Origin of the sequence: Actinospineispora spinosispora DSM 44797 (genome assembly GCF_000429025.1) — a bacterium.
In the GTDB taxonomy this organism is placed as follows: domain Bacteria; phylum Actinomycetota; class Actinomycetes; order Mycobacteriales; family Pseudonocardiaceae; genus Pseudonocardia; species Pseudonocardia spinosispora.
The window spans coordinates 73,043-96,648 of the sequence record NZ_KE386837.1 but is presented as its reverse complement, the minus strand read 5'-3'; the positions used below and the strand labels follow the sequence as shown (position 1 = coordinate 96,648).

21 protein-coding genes and 2 pseudogenes are annotated in these 23,606 nt (G+C 71.0%); 17 read left to right on the top strand and 6 right to left on the bottom strand.

Translation table 11 applies throughout. From position 1 onward, the window contains the following. The first annotated feature begins 32 nt into the window (after nt 1-32). From serC to G406_RS0139275, 5 genes are all read left to right on the top strand, one after another. On the top strand, nt 33-1,181 hold the full coding sequence (gene serC / locus G406_RS0139295; protein WP_425414681.1) for a phosphoserine transaminase: 1,149 nt from the start codon (nt 33-35) through the stop codon (nt 1,179-1,181). Between the two features lie 107 nt (nt 1,182-1,288). Next, a complete protein-coding gene (locus tag G406_RS0139290; protein WP_028938105.1) occupies nt 1,289-2,383 on the top strand; it encodes an ADP-ribosylglycohydrolase family protein in 1,095 nt (364 codons plus the stop codon). A 96-nt stretch (nt 2,384-2,479) separates the two neighbouring features. Beyond that, nucleotides 2,480-3,322 carry an ADP-ribosylglycohydrolase family protein gene (locus tag G406_RS0139285; protein ID WP_028938104.1) on the top strand — a complete coding sequence of 281 codons (843 nt, stop codon included), beginning with the start codon at nt 2,480-2,482 and terminating at the stop codon, nt 3,320-3,322. A 124-nt stretch (nt 3,323-3,446) separates the two neighbouring features. Continuing rightward, complete coding sequence (locus G406_RS0139280; RefSeq protein WP_037080958.1) at nt 3,447-4,793, top strand: MFS transporter; 1,347 nt, start codon at nt 3,447-3,449, stop codon at nt 4,791-4,793. Further along, complete coding sequence (locus G406_RS0139275) at nt 4,790-6,109, top strand: NAD(P)/FAD-dependent oxidoreductase (protein WP_245607382.1); 1,320 nt, start codon at nt 4,790-4,792, stop codon at nt 6,107-6,109. The genes G406_RS0139280 and G406_RS0139275 overlap by 4 nt, the downstream gene beginning before the upstream one ends. Here the strand turns inward: G406_RS0139275 and G406_RS52655 are convergent. The 3 genes from G406_RS52655 to G406_RS0139260 all read right to left on the bottom strand — a co-directional run bounded on the left by G406_RS52655 (nt 6,106) and on the right by G406_RS0139260 (nt 8,001). Continuing rightward, the gene (locus G406_RS52655; RefSeq protein WP_037080956.1) at nt 6,106-6,339 is read right to left on the bottom strand and encodes a hypothetical protein; all 234 of its coding nucleotides are present in this window, start codon (nt 6,337-6,339) and stop codon (nt 6,106-6,108) included. The two genes, G406_RS0139275 and G406_RS52655, sit on opposite strands and share 4 nt — an antisense overlap. A 115-nt stretch (nt 6,340-6,454) precedes the next feature. After that, on the bottom strand, nt 6,455-6,712 hold the full coding sequence (locus G406_RS0139265; protein WP_156935392.1) for a hypothetical protein: 258 nt from the start codon (nt 6,710-6,712) through the stop codon (nt 6,455-6,457). 77 nt (nt 6,713-6,789) lie between these two features. Next, complete coding sequence (locus G406_RS0139260; protein ID WP_028938100.1) at nt 6,790-8,001, bottom strand: PucR family transcriptional regulator; 1,212 nt, start codon at nt 7,999-8,001, stop codon at nt 6,790-6,792. Nucleotides 8,002-8,492: 491 nt separating this feature from the next. On the opposite strand from G406_RS0139260, the pseudogene G406_RS59910 reads away from it, so the two are divergent. Further along, a pseudogene (locus G406_RS59910) lies at nt 8,493-8,786 on the top strand (DUF397 domain-containing protein); the annotation flags it as partial. After that, nucleotides 8,758-9,627, top strand: coding sequence for a septation protein SepH (sepH, locus tag G406_RS0139255; RefSeq protein WP_028938099.1), 870 nt, complete (start codon nt 8,758-8,760; stop codon nt 9,625-9,627). The pseudogene G406_RS59910 and the gene sepH, both read left to right, overlap by 29 nt. A 362-nt stretch (nt 9,628-9,989) precedes the next feature. On the opposite strand, the gene G406_RS0139250 is transcribed toward sepH, so the two are convergent. Beyond that, a complete protein-coding gene (locus G406_RS0139250; RefSeq protein WP_156935391.1) occupies nt 9,990-10,568 on the bottom strand; it encodes a DUF2537 domain-containing protein in 579 nt (192 codons plus the stop codon). Between the two features lie 5 nt (nt 10,569-10,573). After that, a complete protein-coding gene (locus tag G406_RS0139245) occupies nt 10,574-11,383 on the bottom strand; it encodes a TrmH family RNA methyltransferase (RefSeq protein ID WP_028938097.1) in 810 nt (269 codons plus the stop codon). A gap of 235 nt (nt 11,384-11,618) precedes the next feature. Here G406_RS0139245 and G406_RS0139240 point away from each other — a divergent pair, with 235 nt between their 5' ends. Further along, on the top strand, nt 11,619-13,163 hold the full coding sequence (locus G406_RS0139240) for a glutamate-cysteine ligase family protein (RefSeq protein WP_028938096.1): 1,545 nt from the start codon (nt 11,619-11,621) through the stop codon (nt 13,161-13,163). 70 nt (nt 13,164-13,233) lie between these two features. Here the strand turns inward: G406_RS0139240 and G406_RS52650 are convergent, their stop codons facing one another. Continuing rightward, nucleotides 13,234-14,223, bottom strand: a complete 990-nt coding sequence (locus G406_RS52650) for a hypothetical protein (RefSeq protein WP_156935390.1) — start codon at nt 14,221-14,223, stop codon at nt 13,234-13,236. Between the two features lie 371 nt (nt 14,224-14,594). Here G406_RS52650 and G406_RS57570 point away from each other — a divergent pair, with 371 nt between their 5' ends. From G406_RS57570 to G406_RS58060, 9 genes and pseudogenes are all read left to right on the top strand, one after another. Then, nucleotides 14,595-16,334, top strand: a complete 1,740-nt coding sequence (locus G406_RS57570; protein WP_156935389.1) for a hypothetical protein — start codon at nt 14,595-14,597, stop codon at nt 16,332-16,334. Continuing rightward, nucleotides 16,331-17,005 (top strand): hypothetical protein, encoded by a 675-nt coding sequence (locus G406_RS55030; protein ID WP_028938092.1) that lies wholly within the window; start codon nt 16,331-16,333, stop codon nt 17,003-17,005. Before G406_RS57570 ends, G406_RS55030 begins: the two co-directional genes overlap by 4 nt. Continuing rightward, on the top strand, nt 17,005-17,226 hold the full coding sequence (locus G406_RS52640; protein WP_037080952.1) for a hypothetical protein: 222 nt from the start codon (nt 17,005-17,007) through the stop codon (nt 17,224-17,226). The genes G406_RS55030 and G406_RS52640 overlap by 1 nt, the downstream gene beginning before the upstream one ends. A gap of 2 nt (nt 17,227-17,228) precedes the next feature. Beyond that, nucleotides 17,229-18,293: a hypothetical protein gene (locus G406_RS0139205; RefSeq protein WP_028938091.1), complete on the top strand. Its 1,065-nt coding sequence runs from the start codon at nt 17,229-17,231 to the stop codon at nt 18,291-18,293. Continuing rightward, entirely contained in the window at nt 18,290-19,759 is a 1,470-nt protein-coding gene (locus G406_RS0139200) for an SCO6880 family protein (RefSeq protein WP_028938090.1), read from the top strand. Before G406_RS0139205 ends, G406_RS0139200 begins: the two co-directional genes overlap by 4 nt. 94 nt (nt 19,760-19,853) lie before the next feature. Then, nucleotides 19,854-21,347: a P-loop NTPase family protein gene (locus tag G406_RS52635; protein ID WP_051343294.1), complete on the top strand. Its 1,494-nt coding sequence runs from the start codon at nt 19,854-19,856 to the stop codon at nt 21,345-21,347. Nucleotides 21,348-21,352: 5 nt separating this feature from the next. Next, the gene (locus tag G406_RS0139190) at nt 21,353-22,570 is read left to right on the top strand and encodes a VldE C-terminal domain-containing protein (RefSeq protein ID WP_028938089.1); all 1,218 of its coding nucleotides are present in this window, start codon (nt 21,353-21,355) and stop codon (nt 22,568-22,570) included. After that, the gene (locus G406_RS0139185; RefSeq protein ID WP_037080950.1) at nt 22,567-23,166 is read left to right on the top strand and encodes a hypothetical protein; all 600 of its coding nucleotides are present in this window, start codon (nt 22,567-22,569) and stop codon (nt 23,164-23,166) included. The genes G406_RS0139190 and G406_RS0139185 overlap by 4 nt, the downstream gene beginning before the upstream one ends. An 80-nt stretch (nt 23,167-23,246) precedes the next feature. Further along, nucleotides 23,247-23,606 (top strand): annotated as a pseudogene (locus G406_RS58060) (hypothetical protein); the annotation flags it as partial.

Here is a 23,606-nt window from a genome sequence, read left to right as displayed (position 1 = left end):
TGACGAGCCTGGACGGGTGTTCGGTTGAGAGACTGAGCCACGTGACAGCCTCGACGAGCCCGACCACCCTGGAGATTCCCGCCGACCTCAAGCCCTCGGACGGCCGCTTCGGCTGCGGACCGTCCAAGGTGCGGCCGGAGCAGCTTAGCGCGCTGGTGACGGATGCCACGTCCGCTATCGGTACTTCGCATCGGCAGAAGCCGGTGAAGTCCCTGGTTGGGCGAGTTCGTTCCGGTCTGCGCGAGCTGTTCTCGCTGCCCGAGGGCTACGAGGTGGTGCTCGGCAACGGTGGCACCACGGCGTTCTGGGACGCGGCCGCGTTCGGGCTGGTCAAGGAGCGTTCGCTGCACCTGACCTACGGCGAGTTCTCCTCGAAGTTCGCCACCGTCACGAAGGGCGCGCCGTTCCTGGCCGACCCGGTCGTGGTGGCCGCCGACCCGGGTAGCGCGCCGAAGCCGGTCAGCGACCCGTCGGTCGACGTGATCGCGTGGGCGCACAACGAGACCTCGACCGGTGTCGCGGTGCCGATCGTTCGCCCGGAGGGCACGACGGACGGCCAGCTCGTCGCGATCGACGCGACGTCCGGCGCCGGTGGCCTGCCGGTCACGATCACCGACACCGACGTCTACTACTTCGCCCCGCAGAAGTGCTTCGCCGCCGACGGTGGGCTGTGGCTGGCGCTGATGAGCCCGGCAGCGTTGGAGCGGGTCGCCCAGATCGGCGCCTCCGACCGCTGGATTCCGGAGTTCCTGTCGCTCACCACAGCGGTGGACAACTCGTCGAAGGACCAGACGTACAACACCCCCGCGGTGGCCACGCTGATCCTGCTGGCCGAGCAGATCGACTGGATGAACGGCCTCGGTGGTCTCGACGGTTGCGTCAAGCGCACCGCCGACTCCTCGACGCGGCTGTACGAGTGGGCCGAGAAGTCCTCGTTCGCCACCCCGTTCGTGACCGACCCGGCGCACCGTTCGCAGGTCGTCGGCACGATCGACTTCGACGACTCGGTCGACGCGAGCGCCGTCGCCAAGACGCTGCGCGCGAACGGCATCGTCGACACCGAGCCGTACCGCAAGCTGGGCCGCAACCAGCTGCGCATCGGCATGTTCCCGGCGATCGAGCCGTCCGACATCAGCGCGCTGACCTCCTGCATCGACTGGGTCGTCGAGCGCATCGGCTGATCCACGGCACACGACACGGTGGCCTGGCTCCTCGAGGGGTGCCAGGCCACTGTCATGATCGGGGAATCCGGGCGCGGCCATCCCGTCCGGTGCGTAGCCTCCGACGGGTGGATCAGTTGTCTCCCCCCGAGCTCGCGCTCTTCCGTTCCCGGATCCGAGGTTGTCTGCTGGGCGGCGCGATCGGCGATGCGCTGGGCAACCCGGTCGAGTTCCTCTCGCTGGAACGCATCCGCGCCTCGTACGGTCCGACCGGCATCACCGGACTGGTCCCGGACGGCGACGGTGTGATCGGCCGGGTCACCGACGACACCCAGATGCCCCTGTTCACCGCGGAGGGCTACCGCAACGCACACGTGCGGGCAAGGACCGAGGGCATCTGGGGCGCCGAGACGCAGCTGGTCCGCGAGGCCTATCTGCGCTGGCTGGAGACCCAGCAGCAGCCCGGTCCGCGGCCGGCGGCCGGAGTGGGCCACCGGACCGGGTGGCTGCGCGACGAGGACTGGCTGTACGCCCAGCGCGCACCGGGCAACGCGTGTCTGTCCGGGCTACGGGTGGTGCACGTGCCCAACCCCCAGCACGCGATCGACGGCTCGCCCGGCCCGGTCAACCCGGAGTCCAAGGGGTGCGGCACGGTCATGCGCTCGGCACCGTTCGGCTTCCCCGACCAGGGGCCCGAGCGGGCGTTCGTGACGGCGGCGCACTGCGCGCAGATCACCCATGGCCACCCCACCGGCTACTACGCCGCCGGGGCGCTCGCCGCGATGACCTACTTCCTGGTCAGGGGCGAGCCGTTGCCGGCCGCACTGACCCGGACGCTGGAGCTGCTGGCCCGCCACGCCGGCCACGAGGAGACCACCTCGGCGCTGCGGTCGGCCGCCGATCTGGCCGCCGACGGCCCGGCCTCGCCGGAGAAGGTCGAGACGCTGGGCGGCGGCTGGGTCGCGGAGGAAGCACTCGCCATCGCTGTCTACGCCGCCCTCGCCGGCACCACGATCAGCGCGGCGTTGCTGGCATCGGTGAACCACTCCGGCGACAGCGACTCCACCGGTTCGATCTGCGGGAACATCCTCGGCGCACTGCACGGCGACGCCGACCTGCCGCACCACTGGCTGGCCCAGGTCGAGGGCCGCGCGGTCATCGCCACGGTCGCCGACGACTTCGCCGCCGAGATCCACCCCGGAGCCAGCGGCCATGCCTCCTAACCCAGTTGCCTGGAGACACACCCCAGCCCCAATGATCACGCCGGCACCACCTCGGGCGCGGCCCACCAATCCACCAGCGACCTCCTGTGGGTATGCATGCTGCTAGAGCTGGCCGTCGGGGATGCCTACGGCGCGGGGTTCGAGTACGCCGAACCCGCGTTCGTCGCGGAGTTCAACACCGGCGACCACTACGTGCAGCACCGCAAGCACCACGACATCTCCCCGGGCGACTACACCGACGACACCCAGATGACGCTGGCGATCGCCGAGCTCCTGGTCGACGGCGACGCCTGGACCAGGGAGAACCTGGCCGACCGGTTCGTCGAGGTGTACCGCAGGGATGAGCGGTACGGCTACTCGACCCGGATTCACACGCTGCTGCGCACCGTCCGCGACGGCGCCGAGCTCCTCGCCACGGTCGACGACAACAGCGACCGCAGCGGCGCCGCGATGCGGGTCGCGCCGATCGGGCTGCTCGCCGAGGTCGCCGACACCCTGCGCTATGCCGACGTCCAGGCCCGGGTCACGCACGACACCGAGGACGCGGTCGTCGCGGCCCAGGCCGCGGCGTTGGCCGTGCATTACTGCCACCACCGGCTGGGCCCGACGTCCGACCTCCCCCGCTGGCTCGACGACCGGCTGCCCGGCGACTGGGCATCGCCATGGCAGGGGCCGGTCGGAGCGCAGGGCCTGATGAGCGTGCACGCCGCGGTCACCGCACTCGCCGGCGCGACCCGGCTGAGCGCGCTGCTGCGCACCTGCGTCGCCTACACCGGCGACGTCGACACCGTCGCCGCGATTGCACTGGCCGCGGGATCCCGCGCGGCCGATCTCGCCCAGGACATCCCGCGAAGCCTCCACGACGGGCTGGAGAACGGCCGTTTCGGACGCGATTACTGCATCGCACTCGACGCTCGCCTCCTAAACGCACTGAGCTGACACAACGTCTGTCGCGCAGTCTCGCCGAGACGGTCGTCATCTGTCTCTATCGATGAGGCCGTGCCTCGACTCACCATTGACGGCGTCCCCGATGTCACCGAGGCCGTCGCGGCGAGGAGCCCCCATGACACATCAGCCCGAGGTCCGACCACCCGCTGCCGAGGCCCAGCACCTGGCGATCGACGACGCCACGTTCTCCCGGTTCCATCTCAAGGTCACCGCGTACAGCGGTGGCGGCATGTTCTGCGACGGCTACATGCTCGGCATCATCGCGCCGGCGCTGGCCGTCTACAGCACGCAACACCAGGTCAGCGCCTTGTGGACCGGCCTGATCGGGGCGTCCGCGCTGATCGGGCTGTTCCTCGGCAGCATCACCTTCGGCTGGCTCACCGACAAGGTCGGTCGACAGACGATGTACCTCGCCGATCTGCTGCTCTTCGTCGGCGGCTCGATCGTGCAGGCCTTCGTCACCGATGTGGCCTGGCTGTTCGCGGTACGACTGTTGCTCGGGATCGCGGTCGGCGCCGACTACGCGATCTCCCCGACGCTGCTCGCCGAGTTCGCGCCACGCAGACACCGAGGGTGGATGCTGTCCAGCCTCAACGTCGTCTGGACCGCCGGTTACGTCGTCTCGTTCGGGGTCGGTTACCTGCTCAGCGACCTCGGCCCGGACTCCTGGCGCTGGATGCTGGCCAGCAGCGCGATCCCCGCGCTGATCGTCACGCTGCTGCGGCTGGGCACCCCGGAGTCGCCACGCTGGCTGGTCCGCAACGGGCGGAGCGACGAGGCGCTGGAGATCGTCCGCGGGTACATCGACCCGAACGCGACGATCGCCGACCTCGCCCACGACGAGGGCGACAGATCCACCTACCGCGACCTGTTCCAGCGCGGACATCTGGGCCGGGTCCTGTTCGGCGGAGTCTTCTGGTGCTGCCAGGTCGTGCCGTACTTCGCGCTGTTCACGTTCCTGCCCACCGTTCTCGCCGCGCTGAAGATCGAGGGCGACCTCGCGCAGTCGGTGCTGGTGAACGTGTTCCTGCTGCTGGGCGCCGTCGCGGGCATGCTGCTGGTCGACCGGATGAACCGACGCCCGTTCGTTCTCGGCTCGTTCCTGCTGCTCGCCGTCGTGACCACCGTGCTCGGCCTGTGGACCGGCGCCTCGGCGTTCGTCGTGGTCGGGCTGTTCGGCGTCTTCGCGTTCGTCGCATCCGGGGCGCAGTCGCTCGCGCTCGTCTATCCGAGCGAGATGTTCCCCACCGCTGTCCGCGCATCGGGGGTCGGTGTGGTGACCGCGTTCAGCCGGATCGGTGCCGCGATCGGCACGTTCCTGTTGCCGGTCGGCGTCGCGGCGCTCGGCATCCACGCCACCACCCTGATCGCGGCGGGAACCCTCGTGCTGGGGCTCCTGGTCTCCGCGTTCTGGGCACCCGAGACCCGCGCGGTCGCGCTCGGGCAGCACGCACAGTCATGACCATCGAAGGAAAGGCGGACATGTCCCCGGATGCAGTGGTGATCGGAGCCGGCGTGGTGGGCTCGTCGATCGCGCTCGAACTCGCCCGCGGCGGACGCAACGTCACCGTGGTCGACAAGGCCGGCGGTATCGGGCACGGCTCGACCAGCGCGTCCAGCGCGGTCGTCCGGTTCAACTTCTCCACCTGGGCCGGAGTGGCCGCCGCATGGGAGTCGAAGTTCTGCTGGGAGTCCTGGCGCGACCACCTCGGCGTCGAGGACCCGCACGGCCTGGCCCGCTACGAACGCCGCGGTATGGCCCTGCTCGACGTGGACATCGCGCCACGCGGACCGGCGCTGGCGCTGTTCGACCGGATCGGCATCCCGTACGAGGAATGGGACGCGGAGACGCTGCGGGCGCGCATCGCCGGCATCGACCCCGGTCGCTACTGGCCGCCGAAGCCGATCGCCGACGACGGGTTCTGGGCCGAGGCCCCGACGACGCTCGGCGCGGTGTACACCCCGGACGCCGGGTACGTCAGCGACCCGCAGCTGGCCGCGCACAACCTGGCGACGGCGGCGATGCACCACGGCACGAAGTTCCTGCTCAACCGCACTGTCATCAGCATCCAGCGGACCGAGGAGCGGGTCACCGGGGTCACGCTCGACGACGGCACGGTGCTTGAGGCGCCGATCGTCGTCAACGCCGCCGGTCCGTGGTCGGGTGCGATCAACGCACTCGCCGACGTGGGCGCTGACTTCACGATCGGCACCCGCCCGCTGCGTCAGGAGGTCCACCACGTCACGGCACCCGCCGGGTTCGTGAGCTCGGGTGGGCCGTGCATCGCCGACATCGACCTGGGCACCTACCTGCGCCCCGAGGTCGGCGACGGGCTGCTGGTGGGTGGCACCGAGCCGGAGTGCGACCCGTTCGTCTGGCTCGACGACCCCGACGAGGCGAACCTCCAGCCGACCGGCCCGGTGTTCGAGGCACAGGTCACGAGGGCCGCTCGCCGCTTCAGCGACCTGCAGGTCCCGCATCGCCCTCGGGGTGTCGTGGGTGTCTACGACGTCGCCGACGACTGGACACCCATCTACGACCGCACCGAGCTGTCCGGCTTCTACGTGGCCATCGGCACGAGCGGGAACCAGTTCAAGAACGCACCGGTGATCGGCCGGTTCATGACGACGCTGATCGACGAGGTGGAGGACGGCGCCGACCACGACGCCGCTCCCGTCCAGTTCCTCGCCGAGCACACCGGCGCCACGATCGACCTCGGCGCGTTCTCCCGCAAGCGGCCGGTCAACACCAGCAGCACCGGGACGGTGATGGGCTAGGGCTGGTCGGTGGACTGGGAGCCGGGTGGGACGGAGCTCTGGCTGTCGGACGGCGAACCGACCGGCGTGCACTCCTGGGTGTTGTTCGGGTTGAGCTGGTAGCCCGAGGGGCACTGCGTGGACTTGTGCACGCCGATCGCCGACGCCGTCCCGCCCAGTGCCACCGCTCCCGACACCGCGACCACCAGCGAGACCAACCCCAGCGCCGTGCGCCTACCGACAGTCGACATGAATGTCCCCCTTCGCCCCGGCCCCTCACGGCGGTGACCGCTGTCGTGGAGCATAGAACGATCACCCTCGGTTGTCCGGATTTTGCCCGAGAACGTCCGGCGAACAACGCGGGCGCTAGTTGGTCGGGATGCACATCTCCGGGTTGTTCGGGTTCAGCGAGTAGCCGGGCGGGCACGTGGGGACGTCCGCCGCACCACCGGTCTGCCCGTTGGGGAGGCACTGCTGTTCGTTCATCGGGTCGATCGAGTAGCCCGCCGGACACGTGTAGTCGCCAGGGGCCGCCGACGCGGTGCCGCTCAGCAACAGAGCCCCGGAGACCGCCACCATCACCGAGACCGTCCCCACCGCTGTGCGCCTACCGAAACGCCTCATCGACCATCCCCTCGCCGACACCGCCGCCCCTGGTGGGAGGCCTGTTATCACGGATCATAGGGGTGATCGGCGGCCTCTCATCGGTCGGACTCGCTCTGCGTCTCGTACACCATGGCGAGCGTGTGCAACTTGAGGCCCAGGTGCAGGGTGAGGCGGTCGTCGCCCACCCGTAGATCGCATCCGGTGACCTGCTCGATCCGCCGCAACCGCTGGTAGAGGGTCGCGCGGTGGATGCACAGCAGGTCCGAGGCACGCTGTGCGTCGCCCGCGTGATCGAGGTAGGCGGACAAGGTGTCGACGAGGACGCCGTGCCGGTCGGCCTCGGCCAGCCTGCGCATCTCCGGGAGATGGCTCCCGGTGAGCACGTCCTCCGCAGGCACGCGCAGCAGCAGGTCGTACGGACCCAGCTCGCCCCATCTGGCGACGCCGTCGAACCCCGGGACCAGCCGCGCCGCCTTGACCGCCAGCAGTGCCTGGCGGTAGGAGTCGATGACGCCGTCCAAGGCCGCCACCTCGGTACCGACGCCCACCGCGAGGTCAGTACCGGCCAGCTCGCGGAACCGTTTGCGCATCCGATCCGCGACCGCCGCATCCGCGCTGGTCTCACCGCTGAGCAGCAACCAGCCCCTGGACCGGTGCACCACCATCATGGCCGCTTCTCCGGGCACGGCGCGGATGCCCTCCTCCAGCGCCGCCTCGATCGCCACGGCGTGCTCGGACGGCGCGTCGGCGACGACCGCTTGCGCCGCGAGCACCCGCAGCCGGGATGCGCCGTCGATCACCTGCTCGGCGCGCAGGTCCTCGATCGCCTGCGCACGCAACGTCTGGTCCGAGCTGACCAGCTCGCGCAGGATCGCTTCCTGCCTGCCGCGCAGCCGTTCCCGCACGAGCAGCCGCCGGTAGAGCACCACACCGGCCCGCGTCGCGGCCTCGGCGGCGGCCGCGATGTCCTCGTCGGACAGATTGCCAGCGGTGTCGATCAGCCAGAGGAAGCCGAGCAGCAGATCGTTGCACCGCACCGGCACACACAGCCTCGGCTTTACCCCCGCCTCCGGTCCGACGTCGACCCGACCCGGCGACACCCAGCGCGTGATGCCCTGAGCGAGGACCCGCTCGGTCAGCTCGGGGTCCACCGCCCGGTCGAGCACCGAGCGCACCCGGATCACGTCCTCGTCACCGAAGTGTCTGCTGGCCGCGAGCAGCCGGATCGACGGATCGTCGATCGCCACCGAACGGTGCAGCCGGTTTGCCAGGTCATCCACGATCGGCTGGAGCTCGTCCTCGTTCATCGGCGCAGGTCACCGCGCAGCGGGTCGTCGCCCCGACCCGCCCGCTCCGTGTCGCCGATCAGTACGTCCATCCGGGCTGACGCTAGCGGATGTGAGGGCCTGCGCGCCCGGCCCGAGAGTTGGCCGGGAGCGCGGGTCCGGGGTACCGACCCCGTGCAACGCATGTGCGCAATACTGACTTCTCAGCGCCGGCGCACCGCGTGCCGACGCGGCGGCGGTGGTGTCCACCAACCGACCGACTGACGTATCGGACGCCGCATGCGCCGGTCCACCACTACCGCGAGCACGGTGAATGCGGGTACAACGATTAGTGCTGTCAGAACCACTACGGCAATGCTCATCTCGACCCCCGACTGTAGACTGATCGCCCGGTCGGACCTACTGACGGTATCTCGGGATCGTATATAACGTTCGCCGCTTACCGGGTGACTAAATGACACTTACGGGGCACTTGTGGGTGATACCCGAGCCCGTCCTGCCGCTGGTTCACGCCGCGCCACTCGGACGACGCCACCGAGTGTGTCGAGACGCTGATCACCGACAGCGCGCTCCGGGTGCGGAACTCGAACCGGCCCGAAGCGGCCACCGTGACCTTCGCACACGCCGAACGGCGAGCTTTCGCGGCTGGCGTCCGACGGTCCGATGACTACACTCTGCCGAGTCAGCTCGTCACCCGGTGGCGGCGCGCCTCCCCGGAACGGGAGGTCAGGGCCACTATCGTCACTCGGACGAGCGTAGGGGCGAGCGGAGGGTTTGATGCGCGCGCTGCGGGTCGTGGGATATGACGAGGAAGGCGTTGTCATCCTCGAAGACCCCGATCGGCGCGAGCGTTTCACCGTCCCGGCCGATGAACGGCTGCGGGCCGCCGCGCGCGGCGACGTCCAACGACTCGGACAGATGTCGATGGAGTTGGAGAGCCAGTTGCGACCACGTGAAATCCAGGCCCGTATCCGGGCAGGCGCGTCCGTGGAACAGGTGGCAGCGGCCGCCGGGGTGACGCACCAACGCATCGAACGGTTCGCCTACCCCGTCCTGCTGGAACGGTCCCAGATCGCCGGCATGGCCCGCGACGCGCACCCGGTCCGCGACGACGGTCCCGACCTGCGCACCCTCGGCGAGGTCGTCGCGCACACGTTCGGCCTGCGCGGTCAGGAGTACACCGAGGCCGAATGGGACGCCTGGCGCGGTGAGGACCACAAATGGGTCGTCACGCTGAGCTGGAAGGTCGGCCGGTCCGACATCACCGCGCGCTGGGGCTACCACCCCGGATCGCACGGCGGCACGGTGAGCGCGCTGAACGAGCACGCGGTCGACCTCGTCGACGGCCAGGTGTCCCGGCTGCCGCGTCGGGTCGGACCCGTAGTCGACTTCAACAAGTCCGACGCGGACGGCACCGAGGAGCCCGTCGAGGAGCCGAGGGTCGCGCCGTCCGATCCGAAGCGCGCCACCGGCACCGACGCCGGCAGGCGAGCCACCAAGACCACCACCGGCCGGGGCGCGACCAGCGGTAAGACCGAGTCGGCTGCCGAGGACGACTCGCCAGCGAAGCGAGGCGGCCGCAAGACCAAGCCGGTCATGCCGTCCTGGGAAGACGTCCTGTTAGGCGTGAAATCCCAACGAAACTAACCCGCCCCCCTTCGTGAGTGGCAAGGACGTCTACCCCGAAGGGGCGCCGAAGGCGTAGGCGCTCGGAGCACTCACGACACGCTTTTCGTCGTGAGTGATCCGGGCGCCTATAGGCGCCCTTGCCACTCACGAGTCGACGGCGAAGCCGAGATGCCTTGAAGCCGGGCACGGGCCAAGCCGGGTACGACGGCCGTGGTCCCGACCGCGTGCACAGAGTGCACAGCCTCGGGGTCCTCGTGAGTGATGAGGGCGCCTATAGCCGGACTGGACCCTCACGACGGTAAAGCTGTCGTGAGTGCCCACTCCGGCTACGCCTTCGGCGCCGCTTCGCGGTAGACGCCCTCATCACTCACGAGGGAGGGTTACAGGGTGGTGGTGATCAGGCCTAGCCATGCCAGTGTCAGGCCCACTGTGGTGCCGTAGCTGATCCAGCGCCAGAAGCGGAGCCTGCTCAGCAGCAGGATCGTGGGCGCCAGGCCGATCCCCACCAGCACGTTCGCCGGGATCCAGATCCAGCCGTACGCCGTGCGCAGTGCACCGGTCAGCGCCAGGTCCAGGCCCAGCATCACCAGCGCCACGAACCCGGCCGCGGTCAGGCCGGTCGCCCACGGGGTCGGTTCCTCGTCGTCGTCCTGCCACTGGTCCGGACCGATCGGGAGCGCGTCGCCGCTGATCGGGTCGACGTACTCCACCGACTCACCCCGGACCGCGGCGACCAGTGCCGCGAGCTGCTGGCCTCGGTGGGCGATCGCCTCGGCGTCCTCCAGGGGCACCTCGCGGGCGGACGATTCCTCACCGGCGTCGGCCACCTGGCCGGCGACCCAGGCCCATTGCCGCAGCGCATGGCTCACCTCGGTGGGCAGGCCCTCGGACTCCTCCACCTCGGCGTCGAGCGGACGGCCGCCCAGCAGCGCCGTTCCCCCGGATGCCGTCAGCCGCACACCCGTCACACTAGTGGCAGCGCCGCATGGAAGGTGACCGCGGCGGCGGTGGCCACGTTGAGCGAGTCGACACCGGTGGCCATCGGGATGCGCAGCCACTCCCCTGCCGCCTCGAGTGCCTCGTCGGTCAGTCCGGGGCCCTCGGCGCCCAGCAGGACCGCGACCCGGGCACCGGCCAGGTCCGCCTTGGACAGCGGCACCGCGTCCGGGCGTGGGGTGAGGGCGAGTGTCCGCAGGCCCGCCGCCCTCAGGGTGCGCAGCGAGTCCGGCCACGGGCCGGGCAGCTCACCGAACGGCACCCGCAGCACGTGCCCCATCGAGACCCGCACGCTGCGGCGGTACAGCGGATCGGCGCAGCGCGGCCCCAGGAGCACACCGTCGATCCCGAACGCGGCGGCGTTGCGGAAGAGCGCGCCGAGGTTCTCGTGGTCGTTGACCGCCTCCAGCACGGCCAGCACTCTCGCGTTCTCGATCAGCCGGGGGACATCGACCGGTGCCGCCCGGTCCGCGACCGCCAGCACACCCCGGTTCAGGTGGAATCCGACCACCTCGGCCATCAGCTGCGCGGTCACCGAATAGACCGGCACGTCCTGATCGGCGAGATCCTCGGAAAGATCCGCGAGCCGCGCCGGCACGCCGAGAAGCGCGCGCACCGGGTAGGGCGAATCGATCAGTCTGCGCACTACCACAACACCTTCCGCGATCACCAGACCTCGGCCGCCGGGACGGTCCGGCCTGCGGTCCGCCGTGGTGAGATCGCGGAAGTCGTCGAGCCGGGGATCAGCGGGGTCCCGAACGGTGATCAGATGCGCCACACCGAGCATCGTCGCAGCTCTACCAGGCCTTATCGAGATCGACCTCAGGTTACGGAACTACAACGCCCGCATCGGAGTTGTACCTCGAAGGGCCTTGAGAGCCCGTCAACAGGGTAAGGTGTCGTGCTTCTCATCCGGTCAGCCGTAGCGGGTTGGCAGACAGTATGAAACGGTGAAAAGCCCGCCCGATTCCGGCAAGACAAGCGGCTGGGAACGCCGAGATGAGGAGGGCCGCGTGGGCCAAGACGTGGCCCGTCGATCGTTCACCCGTCACGAGCGACAGCAGTACCGGGGCAGGGTTCATCGTTGTCTGAACGCGCTGGCGACCATGTTGCGAGAAGGCGCGTTCGCGGCGGACGTCGAGGCCACCATCGGGCTCGAGGTCGAACTCAACCTGGTTGATCACCATCTCGGCCCGGCCATGCGCAACATGACCGTGCTGGACGGCGTCGACTCTCCCGAGCTCACCTCGGAGCTCGGCAGGTGGAACGTCGAGCTGAACCTGCCGCCTCGTTCGTTACCCGGGGAGCAGGGTCGCTATCTGGAGAACCACCTGCTCGATCTGTTCGCCGAGATCGAGAAGCAGGCCGAGTCGGTTCAGGCTCGTGTGCTGTCGATAGGAATCCTGCCTACCCTTACCGAGGATCATCTGGTCCCAGATTTACTATCCCCGATCAACCGGTTTCAAACCCTCAACGAACAAATTCTTTCCACCAGGGGCGAGCCGGTGCGGCTCGACATCGACGAGGGCGGCTACGGCCCCGACGAGCCGGCGGGCGATGGCCTGGACGACAACCTGGCCAAGGAACCGATCGAGCGGCTCCACATGGACTTCGACTCGATCGCACCGGAAGCCGCGTGCACCTCGCTCCAGCTGCACCTGCAGGTTCCGCCGGAGACGTTCGCCGCGCACTGGAACGCCGCGCAGTGCGTCGCCGGTGTGCAGCTCGCGGTCGGGGCCAACTCACCGTTCCTGCTCGGGCGCAGGCTGTGGGCGGAGACGCGGGTGCCGTTGTTCCTGCAGGCCACCGACGTGCGGTCGATCGAGCTGCGTAACCAGGGCGTCCGGCCCCGGGTGTGGTTCGGCGAGCGCTGGATCTCCTCGATCTTCGAGCTGTTCGAGGAGAACGTGCGGTACTTCCCCGGGCTGCTGCCGGTCGCGGAGAACCAGGATCCGCAGGTCGAGCTCGCCGAGGGCCGGGTGCCGACGCTCGAGGAGCTGCGGCTGCACAACGGCACGATCTGGCGGTGGAACCGGCCGATCTACGACGTGGCGGACGGGCAGCCGCACCTGCGGGTGGAGAACAGGGTGCTGCCGGCCGGTCCGACGGCCGTCGACATGGTCGCCAACGCGATGTTCTTCTACGGCCTGCTGCGGGTGCTCACCGAGCAGGAGGAGCCGCTGTGGGCCGGGATGCCGTTCTCGGCGGCCGAGGAGAACTTCATGCTCGCCGCGCGTGACGGCATGGCGGCAACGCTGTACTGGCCGGACGAGGGCTGGGTGGCCCCCGACCAGCTGGTGCTGCGCCGGTTGCTCCCGATGGCGGCCGAGGGACTGGCCCACTGGGGCGTCGCGGACGCGATCTCGGCGCGCTACCTGGACGTCATCGAGCAGCGTTGCATCCACAAGTGCACGGGTTCGAACTGGCAGATCAGAACGGTCGCGGCCCTGCAACGAAGAGGAGCGGACCGCCAAACGGCACTGCGCGGAATGCTGGAGCGCTACCTGGACGGCATGACGAACAACGCCCCCGTCCACACCTGGGACATCCCCGTCTGACCCCAGACCACCCGCCGCCCCACCCCACCCCCACATGGCACGAATGTGGCTTTAGGGACGTTGAACGTCCCTAAAGCCACATTCGTGCCGCGGGTTGCTGTGGTTGGCGGGGGCTGGGGATGCGGGTGGTGTTGGTGTGCAGCGGCGGGCGGGGACGGCGCGCCGCTGCGCGGTAGGCCTCCACGAGCTGCCGGGCCACCGCCGCCCGTTCGTGGCGCAGCTGGGTCGGCAGGCTCGGCAGGACCGTCGCGCCCTCGGCGACGAGCCGGGAGGTCCGGCGCATCGTGCGCGCGAAGTCGCCGGGCGCGACGTGGTAGTCGATGGACTCGATCTCCCAGGCCAGTGCCACATCCTCGAACCAGGCGTCGACCACCGCAAGTAGTTGACCGTGCACGTTGTATACGGGTGCGTTCCACACCGGTTCGGGCAGGCCCGTGCCGGACCAGAGCGTCTTCGCATCCACTTCGGCGACCGAGCGCACGCCGGCTCCGAGGTCTGCCAGGACACTCCTCGGCGTCGCGGAGCCCCGTTGACCACCGGCCGCGAGCTCGACCGCCAGCTCGGCGACCGTGCACAACTCTCGACGGATCGCATCCGCGAGCAACTCGGTCACCTGACGTGGATCCCGCACACGACGTGCGGCGTCGAGACAGGCCCTCGCCGCGGGCGCGAACCGGAGGCCGTCCATGACCGTCGCCGCGGGCAGCCGCAGGGTTCGTTCGAGCCGGACGAACTCCGACGCGCGCATCTGCCTCGAGTTCGGGACGAGCAACAGCACGGTCGGCTGTGGCGCCGGTCCCCGGCTGACGCCGTAGCGCCGACATGCCTGCAGACCCGTCACCATCGAGTCCGGCCCACCGTAGATCAGCGCGGCCGCGAGTCGCTGCGATGGCGTCGGCGGTCCGCTGTGCAGCATGATCACACCCGGCAGCAGGCGCTGCCACGGCCCGTTGTCCCGGCAGCGTCGATAGATCGATCGCCTGGGCACCCCTAGCTCTTCCAGGTCGACGGCCCGCAACACGCCATGTGGCGCGGCGTCACGTAACAGGTTCGGTTCCACGGCCCACTCCCCAGCGCGCATGGCCCAACCCAACACCAAGATCACATTCCAGGTGACCGTTTCGGCGCCGATCCGCCGGACCCCGCGGCACGAATGTGGCTTTAGGGACGTTGGATGTCCCTAAAGCCACATTCGTGCCATGTGGGCTGGAGTGCTGGGGCCAGTGAACGTTCGCGATTGCAAATGGTCTGAGCTGTTTCACCGGTAGGGCCGCGACCTCGTCCATATAGTCAGCTGGACCGGTTCCCGTTACGGAACGTATCGCCGAAGTCCGATTCTGATCACGCACAGTGGGCGAAATGCCTGGCGCAGCTTTGTTATAACTTGCGCGGGGGAGGTTCGCCCACGCCCGCGACCGTGAGGAGGCTGCCATGTTCCGCCGCAGACGGGAAGATGCCTCTCCTCGGCCACCGGCGTCGAGCGCGTGGTGGACTCCGCCCGACGGTCAGGGCGCCGAGCCTCCGCCGCTGCCCACCTCGGATCCCTTCGGCGGGTGGCCCGCGTTCCCGGCCGAGCCGGGCCGCCGGCACCCGGTCGACGACTGGGGGATGCCGCTGCCGCCCGGCGGGCAGTTCCCGAGTTCCGCGCACAACGGCGGCCCCGGCTGGGCGCCCGGTCAGCCCGACAACCTCGCGTTCCCCGGGCAGCCCTCGGCGGGCGACCCGGCGGGGACCGAGCGGATGCCGCTGCTGACCCACGACGAACAGAGCATCCAGGACGAGTTCGCCCGCTTCGGGCCGGTGGGCACCCCGTCGGACGACATGCTGGAGGCCGAGTCCTGGGGTGCCCCGCCCGCACCGGACCGCGACACCCCAGGCCCGCGCGGCGATCGCGGACGTATCTCTCGACCTCGCAGGTCCGCCGAGACGGCCGCGCCGATCATGCCGGTGGAGTACCCGATCCCAGCGCCACCGGCGCAGAGCGCGCGGCCATCCGCGCTCACCGCCCCTCCGACTGTCGCGCAGCCTCCCTCCGCGCAACCAGCGACGGCGCAGCCATCGGCCGGGCAGCCGCCACTCGCGCAGCCATCGGTCGGGCAACCATCAATCGGACAACCGCCGGTCGGGCAACCATCGATCGCGCAACCGGACTCCGGGCAGCCGCCACTCGCGCAGCCATCGATCGGACAGCCATCGATCGGACAGCCAGACTCCGGGCAGCCGGCCGTGCAGCCGCCAGTTGGGCAGCCGCCAGTTGGGCAGCCGCCAGTTGGGCTGCCGGACTCCGGGCAGCAGCCACTCGCGCAGCCATCGATCGGGCAACCATCAATCGGACAACCGCCGGTCGGGCAGCCATCGATCGGGCAACCGGACTCCGGGCAGCGGCCACTCGCGCAGCCGCCGGTCGGGCAGCTGGACTCCGGGCAGCGGGACGCGGTGACCGCACAGGCCGTCGGCATCCCGGCACAGCAGCCGATCGGGCTGGGGCTCACGATCATGGCGGAGGCGATGGAGGCCGCCGCGCTCGCCGGTGCGTTCGCCGCCGACTACCTGTCCTGGGACGAGTCCAACCCGACCCGTCGAGGTGTCGTGCTGATGCAGTACCTGCCCTCGGACGTGGTCGGCGACGCGTCGCTGCTCGGCTGGTCGGGCCGTGGCAGGCAACGGTCGGAGTTCGCGCTGCCCGGGGCGGTCCGGCCGGACGGCGAGGGCCGGTTGATCGTCGACGTCCGGGTGCGGATCACGCCGTACCGGGCGGTCGGGCAGTCGGCCGAGCCGGCGTCCGACCCGGAGGACCAGATGGAGGTCGCCGGTGTGCCCGCGGTCGCCCCGGCGCCGACCGCGCGCGGCTGGAAGAGCCTCGACTCCTACTGGGTCCGGCTGGCCGTGCCGGTGATCCGTGATCAGGGCCGTCTCGTGGTGGACACCTGGGACGAGCAGTTGGGCGATGCCCCCGAGGACGACCTCGACGAGGATTCCGCGCCGTCCACCGCGAAGCCGGTGGCACCGCCACCACCCGTCGACATCACGCCGGGCGACGCCCTGCCCACCGACACCGCGACCGCTGAGGAAGCCCCCACGCCGCGCACGAAGAAGGCCACCACCAGGACGCGCGCCTCTCGGACGACAGCCAAGAGCAAGGTCGCCGCGACACCCGGGGACGCCAGGTGAGTGCTCTGCGCGCGCCGAGGGTCGCCGGCATCGCGGGCGGCGTGGGCACGACAACCGTCGCCACCGCGCTACGCGGCTACGACCGGGGTCGTGCCGCCGACGAGGGTGTCGAGGTGCTGGTCTGCCGCTCGACCGGGATGTCACTGCACGCGGCGGCCTCGGCGGTCACCTGGCTGGTGGAGAACGGTCGGCAGCGTCCGGTGCTGGTGGTCAACGCCGACCTGCCGGGTCCGCTACGTGGTCCGTTGCGTGCCCGGATCCGGATGGTCGAGCCGCAGGTGGCCGGGCTGATCGTGCTGCCCTACGTCGTGCACTGGCGGGAACAGGCCGATCCGCTGGCCGAGGCGGCCCGGCTCTCCGAATGCTCGATCGACCAGCTGCCGCGGGGCCTGCGCGGTTACGGCGAGGGCATCGCCGCGATCGCCGAGACGGTGCTGCGCTCCGGAATGCTGCGGACCGGTGTCGAGCGGCCGGGTGGCCCGCACACCTCGCCGCCGCTCAACCGGACGACCGGTCCGCACACCTTCCCCGGCATGAGCCACGACCCCGGCCCGATCAGCGGGCCCATCGGCAGCCCCGGCCCCGGCACCGGGCCGCAACCGCTCGGCGGACTCTCCCATTTCGACCTGGTCGCGGGCGGTGCCGCCTCGGTCGGTCTCGGAGGTTCCTGATGCACACCCCACCGCCCCAGGCCCCACCCGGCCTCGGTGAGCCGGCCACCCAGTTCCTGGGGTGGCGCGCGCTCGTCGCCGGGACGCTGTGCCCCGGCATGATCGTGATCGGCAGGCGCCGGCGCGGCGGGTTCGCAGGGGAAGGCCTCACCGGTTCGGTCCGGGTGCTCGACTGCTCGGCGCCGGCCACGCTCGTGGTCGCCTCGGTCGGTGCACAGTGAGCATGGCGCTCGTACTCGCGGCGGCGGAGCCGGGACAGTCGTTCGTCGCGATCGTGGAGTCGGCGGCCCGAGCGGCGGCCGCGCTCGTCGGCGATGCGAGCACCTGGTGGACGGTGCCCAGCAGCACGCTGCTCACCCCGGCCGTGCTCGGTGCGCAGAACGCGTTGCGGCCGTTGTTGCTGCTCCTGCTCACCGCGTCGGTGCTGGTCCAGTCGATCCGGATCATCATGATGCGCAAGGGTGAGCCGCTGTTCGCGGTGGTCGGCGGGCTGTTCCGGTTCGCGGTCGCCGCGGCGCTCGGGATCACCGTGCTGCAGGGCGCGCTGTGGGCCGGCGACGTACTGGCGACGAGCCTGCTCGGGTCGAGCGCCGTCGACTTCGGCACGACGATGCGCGAGGCGCTCACCGCGCGCCGGGGTGGCATGAGCGAGCCGTTCCTGACGCTGCTGCTGTCCGTCGCGGTGTTGCTGCTCGCGGCCGCGCAGTGGATGGCGATGGCGCTGCGTCAGATCGGGCTGCTCGCGGTTGCGGCCACGCTCCCGCTCGCCGCCGCCGGTTCGCTCACCGCGAGCACCCGGGGCTGGCTGTCGCGGCTGATGCCGTGGGCGTTCGCGCTCGTCGTCTACAAGCCGGCGGCGGCGCTGATCCACGCGGTCGGCGAGCAGTACCTCAGGCAGCTGGCCGAACCGGGAGGCGCGGGTGTGGGCACCGTACTGACCGGGATCGTGGTGCTCGCGCTGGGTGTGGCGGCGCTGCCGATCTCGCTGCGGCTGCTGTCCTGGTCGTCGGTCCGGATCGCTGCCGGTGGTGTCTCACCCGACGCGATGGCGGGTGCGCTCGGCGCCGTCCGGTTGACCGCGCGCGGCTCGACGTCGTCCTCGGTGCGGCTGGCCACGCTGATGGAGAACTCCGGCCCCGGCACGTCACACCGGTTGATCACCGGCGCCCGCACGCCGGTCACCGGAACGCATCGCGCGGAGGAGCCGCCGGCGCCCTGGCAACCGGCCCCGATAGCGCGACGAGCACGACCCCTGTACCCGAGCGGACCACCCCGAGGAGACCGATGACCGCCGAGGAACCCCGGCTCTACGGGCATTGGCGTGCCGAGCGCGGCTGGGGCGTCGGCGCGCTGGGTACCGGCCAGACGGTCATCGTGTTCGTCGCGGTGCTGGCTCCGGTGCTGATCGCCTCGTTCGCCCCACGGGCCGCCCTGGCGCTGGCGCTGGTCTCGGTGATCGTCGTGGTCGGGGTGACGGTCCGGGTGAACGGCTCGACCGCGGTCGAGGCGATGACCAGGCGGTTCCGGTTCAGCAGCGCACGTGCGAAGGGTTGGACGGAGCTGTCCGGCGGGCTCATCACCGAGCATCCGCGGATGCACGACCTACCCGGGGTCATGGCGCCGCTGGTCGCGCTGGACACCGAGGACGGCCGGGGTGGCCGGCAGTGCCTGGTGCTCGACCGGAGCACCGGCACCCTGTCCGCCGTGCTGCGGTCCGCGCCGGCCGGCCTGGACCTCGCGGACCGGGCGAGCGCCGACGAGTGGGTGGCCTGCTGGGGTGCCTGGCTCGCCGACCTGGGGCACCGGCCGGTGATCCGGCACATCGCGGTCACCGTCGACACCGCGCCCGGCGGTCTCGCCGACACCGACTACCTGCGGGCCCGCATGTCCCCCGACGCGCCGCCGCTGGCCCGGGACATGATGACCGAGCTGATCGAGCTCACCCCCACGACCTCGGCGCAGACCGACTGCCGGGTCACCATCACGCTCGACCCCAACCGTGCGGCGCCGCGGCCGAGGGACCTGCTGGCCTCGGTCGCCGAGGTCACCCGCTGGTTGCCCGGGCTGGAGGCCGGTCTGTCCGCGTGCGGTGTCGCGGTGCTCGGCCGAGAGTCGGTGTCCGGGCTGACCGCGCGGGTCCGTTCCGCGTTCGACCCAGTGGCCCGCGAGGCGATCGCCCGGCAGGGCGAGCAGCAGCAGCTGCGGCAGTGGGCGCAGGCCGCGCCGGTCGCCGCGCAGGAACTGTGGGACTGCTACCAGCACGACTCGGGGCTCTCGGTGTCCTGGGCACTGCGGGAGGCGCCGCGCCAGGCGGTCAGCTCGCGGGTGCTGGTGCCGTTGCTGGCGCCGGGGCCGTATCCGCGCCGGGTCAGCCTGCTGTACCAGCCCTACCCGGCCGACCAGGCCGCCGCGCGGGTGGAGAGCGAGATCAACGCCGGTCAGATCCGGCAGGCCTGGTCACAGCGCACCCGCCGGGACGAGACCCAGCGCGAACGCGACGACCGGGAACGCGCGATGCAGGCGGCGCGCGAGGAGGCCGAGGGCGCGGGCGTCGGTCGGCTCACCGTCTACGTGACGACCACCGTGACCGACCCCGAGGAGCTGCCCGCCGCGGTCGCCGACGTCGAGCAGCGCGCCGGCGCCGCCAAGCTGCGGCTGCGTCGCATGTGGGGCGCGCAGTCCACCGGGTTCGCCGCGGGCCTCGGCGTCGGCCTGAACCCGAACGAGCTCGCCACGAGAGGACGAGGCAGATGACGCCACCGTCCGTCCGACGAAACCCCAGGTCACAACCCGTGAGTGAGTTGGGCTGCCAGGGCAGCCCAACTCACTCACGGGTTGGAGGTGGGGCGTGATCGACTACCAGAGTGTGTTCGGGCGGCCTGTTCCCCGGGCGTGGGGCTGGCCGGTGGCCGGTGGCGGACGGGCGCCGCACGTCGAGGGCGGTGAGCTGTACGCGGGCACGAGCAGCCAGCTGTGCGGGCTGTTCCCGTTCGCGGTCAGCTCCGGGACCTCGGTGCGTGGCGTGCCGATCGGCAGGCACCTGCTGACCGCTGAACCGGTCGGTCTCGACCCGGCCGAGTGGCTGCGGCAGGGGCTGGTGTCCAACACCGGAGTGTGGGTGCAGGGCCAGCCCGGTATCGGCAAGTCGGCGATCATCAAGCGGATGATCACCGGGCTGGTCGCCTTCGGCGGCGCCGCGGTGGTCCCCGGCGACGTCAAGGGTGAGTACAGCCATCTGGTGGAGGCGCTCGGCGGGTCGGTGTGGCGGGTCGGTCGTGGCCTGCACTCGCTCAACCCGCTGGACTCGGGTCCGCTGCGGGCCGAACTGGCCGCCGCGGTCGGTTCGGCGCGTGAGCAGCTCGCCGAGACGGTCCGGGTGCGGCGGTTGACGTTGCTGGAGGCGCTGGTCTCGATCGTGCGTCGAGGTGACGTCGACGTGACCGAACGGCGGCTGCTTGGCTGCGCGCTGGACGCCGCCGTCCGAGCGGGCGAGTACTCCGCGACGCCGGCCGAGCCGCTGGTCCCGGACGTGCTGCGGGCGCTCGGCGAGGGCAGCGAGCAGCTGCGTTCGATCGCGGCCAGCCCCGACGTCCCCGGCTACCACCGGGCGGTCCGCGAGCTGGTCAACACCCTGGCGCTGCTGTGCGACGGCACGATCAGGGGCATCTTCGACCGCCAGTCCACGGTCACCTCGGACCTCGACACCCCGGCGCTGTCACTCGACCTGTCCGCACTCGACGACGATGACGACGACGCGCTCGCCGCCGGCATGCTGTGCTCGTGGGCCTGGTCCACCGCAGTGATCGACGGCGCGCGCGTCCAGCGGCACCCGGACCGCCCGCAGCGCACCGTGGCGGTCGTACAGGACGAGCTGTGGCGCGCGCTGCGCGTCGCGCCCGGCCTCGTCGAACGGTCCGACCGGATCACCAGGTTGAACCGGCACCGGGGTGTCATCTCGTTCCAGATCACGCACTCGATGGACGACCTGGAAGCGCTGGCCACCTCGACCGACCGGGCCAAGGCGCGGGGCATGGTCGCCCGCAACGCGACCCTGATCCTGGGCGGCATGCCGGAGCAGGAGCTGGACCAGCTGCGCCGGATCACCCCGCTGTCGGACGGTGAGGCGGCGCTGGTCACCTCGTGGGCGGCGTCTCCCACATGGGTCGGCGGTGCGCTGCACCCTGGACGGGGCAAGTACCTGATCAAGTCGGGTGAGCGGATCGGGCTGCCGGTGTCGCTGCGGCTGACCCCGAACGAGCTCGCCCTGTACGACACCGACGGCGTGTTCGCCGCGTCCGACCAGGCGGGGCGGCTGGCCGCGACGCTCGCTGCGGCCGGTTAGCGCTGATGGTTCGGGGGATCGGGCTCGTCGCGCTCGGCATGGTCGCGCTGCTGGTGTTGCTCATCATCGGTGCCGCGCAGGACGACGACGGCGGACCGGAGCTGTCCGGGGTCAACGCCGAGGTGCTGCCGGAGCTGGCCAGGTCGATGCTGCCGGTGATCAACGACGTCCTCGACCACCAGTGCCCCGAGCTGCCCGCGGTGTGGGTGGTCGCCGAGGTCATGGCCGAGTCCAGCTGGAACCCGCACGCCTGGAGCAACGACAGCAACGGCGGCGCCGCCGGCCTGTACCAGATCAACCAGAGCAACTGGATGGCCGCCGGCGGGCAGGCCTGGGGTGGTTCGCCACCGCCGCCGGGCGCGGACATCTACCAGCCGGAGACCCAGCTGCGGGTGGGCATCCCGTGGGTCTGCGCGAACCTGCGCGCGGTCACCGGGCACCTGCGCGACACCGGCAAGGCCACGTCCCCGCTGGACGCGATGCTGGTCTGCCACATCGCCGGCTGCGGTCGGGTGACCGGCAGCGCGACCGGGATTCCGGCGCCCGGCGAGGCCGGTTGCGGCGGTGGCTGTGTGTCGTTGATCCACCGGTACTTGAACAACATCCACCGGTTCGTCGAGAAGTTCAGCGCCCCACCGCCGGTTCCCGCACCGGATGTCGTTCCGAGGATCGAGCCGGACGCCAGGGCCGCGTCGGTCGGTAGCGGGCTCGCCATGGAGACGCTCGGGGGCGTCACGACGGCCGCTCTACCGGCCGCGCCGATGACGTTCGCCGGACCGGCCGGCGGTGGGTGCACCCAACAGGACCCGACCAGCCGGGGCTGCCTGACCCCGGCCGCCCGGTGGGCGCTGGACCAGCAGGTCGCCGCGTTCGGAGCCGTTCAGCACGGCCCGACGCTGGCCAGCGCCGGGTGCTGGGACGCGCACGCCTGGAACCCGGGCAGCGACCACGCGAAGGGCCGCGCGTGTGACCTGTTCCCTGGCACGAGCGGCCAGTTCGCCGCCGGGACGGAACTGGCCAGAGGCTGGCGGGTGGCGAACTGGTTCCGCCGCTACGCGGGCCAGCTGCACGTCGCCTACGTCATCTGGCAGGGCCGCTACTGGCAACCGGGCGATGCCGACCAGGGCGGCTGGGGCGAGCGCTACGACGGAGGCGGGATCTACAACGTGAAGGACGCGACCGGCGGCCACTACGACCACGTCCACGTGAGCTTCGCTCAATGAGCGGCGACCGGACTCCCCTGGTTCTCGGCGTGGCCGGCACGGTGCTGGTCGGACTGATCTGGTGGCTGATCGCCGGCGGTGGCGCGTCGTCGCGGCCCGATCCGGGCGGGGCGATGTTCAGCCCGGCCGAGCGGGACATGCTGAACGCGGCACCGGTCGGTCCGGGTGCGGCGCCGGCACCGCCGGACGCCTCGGTCGACTTCACCGACCCGCGCGCGGTGGCACGCGCCTATGTCGTCGCCGGCTACAGCGTGCGGGGCAGTGATGCGGGACGAACGAACCGGCGTGGCACCCCGTACGCGGCCCCGGGCAGCCCGCCGAACGAGGTCGGCGTGCTGCCGCTGACGACACCGCCCACCGGCCGGCGCAGCACGGCGACGGTGACGTCGGTGGACCAGGTGGCGGGCGAGCCGACGGACACCCGGCGCGGCTATCGGGTCGGGTACCGGTCGGCTGAGGTGACCGACGGCGCAGCCGAGCCCGAGGACCGGCGGTTCACCTCGGTCCACAACCGGTACCTGGTGCTGGAACGCCAGTTCGACGGCCGCTGGCTGGTCACGGTGGACTCCGCTGAGTCCCAGGTGGGCGAGCCGTGACCGGATTTCACCAAACGCCCACGGGCGCGACGGTCCGCGCTCTACCGTTCGTGAGTGCCAGATCGAAGGGGGTCGTGTAGGTGAGCGAGACCGATGAGACCTCCGGCCGGGGCCGCAGGCAGCGCATCAACATCTTGCCCTGGGTCGCGGACGAACCCGGTCAGGACGACGAACCCACGTCGCCTCCGGGTCGGCGGGTACCGCCGAGCGGCCTGATCGCCGCGCCGAGTCCCGGCGCCGCCGAGGTGCCTCTGACCCCTGAGCCGTGGCTGCCGCCGGTTCGACGCGTACAGCCATCCGCCGGGGGGCCCGTTCCCGGCTGGCCGTCGGCGCCGCCGCATCAGCCGCCCTACGGCACCGTCCCCGCCGAGGGCTTCGCCGCACCCGCCGGGTGGAACACCCCCGGCCCGTCTGCCACCGCAACCCCACCAAGCGGCTGG

What these genes read in the sequence shown, in the direction of transcription:
- G406_RS0139285 (WP_028938104.1), top strand. Translation starts at nt 2,480, where the DNA reads ATGCTGCTAGAGCTGGCCGTCGGGGATGCCTACGGCGCGGGGTTCGAG.
- G406_RS0139280 (WP_037080958.1), top strand. Translation starts at nt 3,447, where the DNA reads ATGACACATCAGCCCGAGGTCCGACCACCCGCTGCCGAGGCCCAGCAC.
- G406_RS0139275 (WP_245607382.1), top strand. Translation starts at nt 4,790, where the DNA reads ATGACCATCGAAGGAAAGGCGGACATGTCCCCGGATGCAGTGGTGATC.
- G406_RS52655 (WP_037080956.1), bottom strand. Translation starts at nt 6,339, where the DNA reads ATGTCGACTGTCGGTAGGCGCACGGCGCTGGGGTTGGTCTCGCTGGTG.
- G406_RS0139265 (WP_156935392.1), bottom strand. Translation starts at nt 6,712, where the DNA reads ATGAGGCGTTTCGGTAGGCGCACAGCGGTGGGGACGGTCTCGGTGATG.
- G406_RS0139260 (WP_028938100.1), bottom strand. Translation starts at nt 8,001, where the DNA reads ATGAACGAGGACGAGCTCCAGCCGATCGTGGATGACCTGGCAAACCGG.
- sepH (WP_028938099.1), top strand. Translation starts at nt 8,758, where the DNA reads ATGCGCGCGCTGCGGGTCGTGGGATATGACGAGGAAGGCGTTGTCATC.
- G406_RS57570 (WP_156935389.1), top strand. Translation starts at nt 14,595, where the DNA reads ATGTTCCGCCGCAGACGGGAAGATGCCTCTCCTCGGCCACCGGCGTCG.
- G406_RS52640 (WP_037080952.1), top strand. Translation starts at nt 17,005, where the DNA reads ATGCACACCCCACCGCCCCAGGCCCCACCCGGCCTCGGTGAGCCGGCC.
- G406_RS0139205 (WP_028938091.1), top strand. Translation starts at nt 17,229, where the DNA reads ATGGCGCTCGTACTCGCGGCGGCGGAGCCGGGACAGTCGTTCGTCGCG.
- G406_RS0139200 (WP_028938090.1), top strand. Translation starts at nt 18,290, where the DNA reads ATGACCGCCGAGGAACCCCGGCTCTACGGGCATTGGCGTGCCGAGCGC.
- G406_RS0139190 (WP_028938089.1), top strand. Translation starts at nt 21,353, where the DNA reads ATGGTTCGGGGGATCGGGCTCGTCGCGCTCGGCATGGTCGCGCTGCTG.
- G406_RS0139185 (WP_037080950.1), top strand. Translation starts at nt 22,567, where the DNA reads ATGAGCGGCGACCGGACTCCCCTGGTTCTCGGCGTGGCCGGCACGGTG.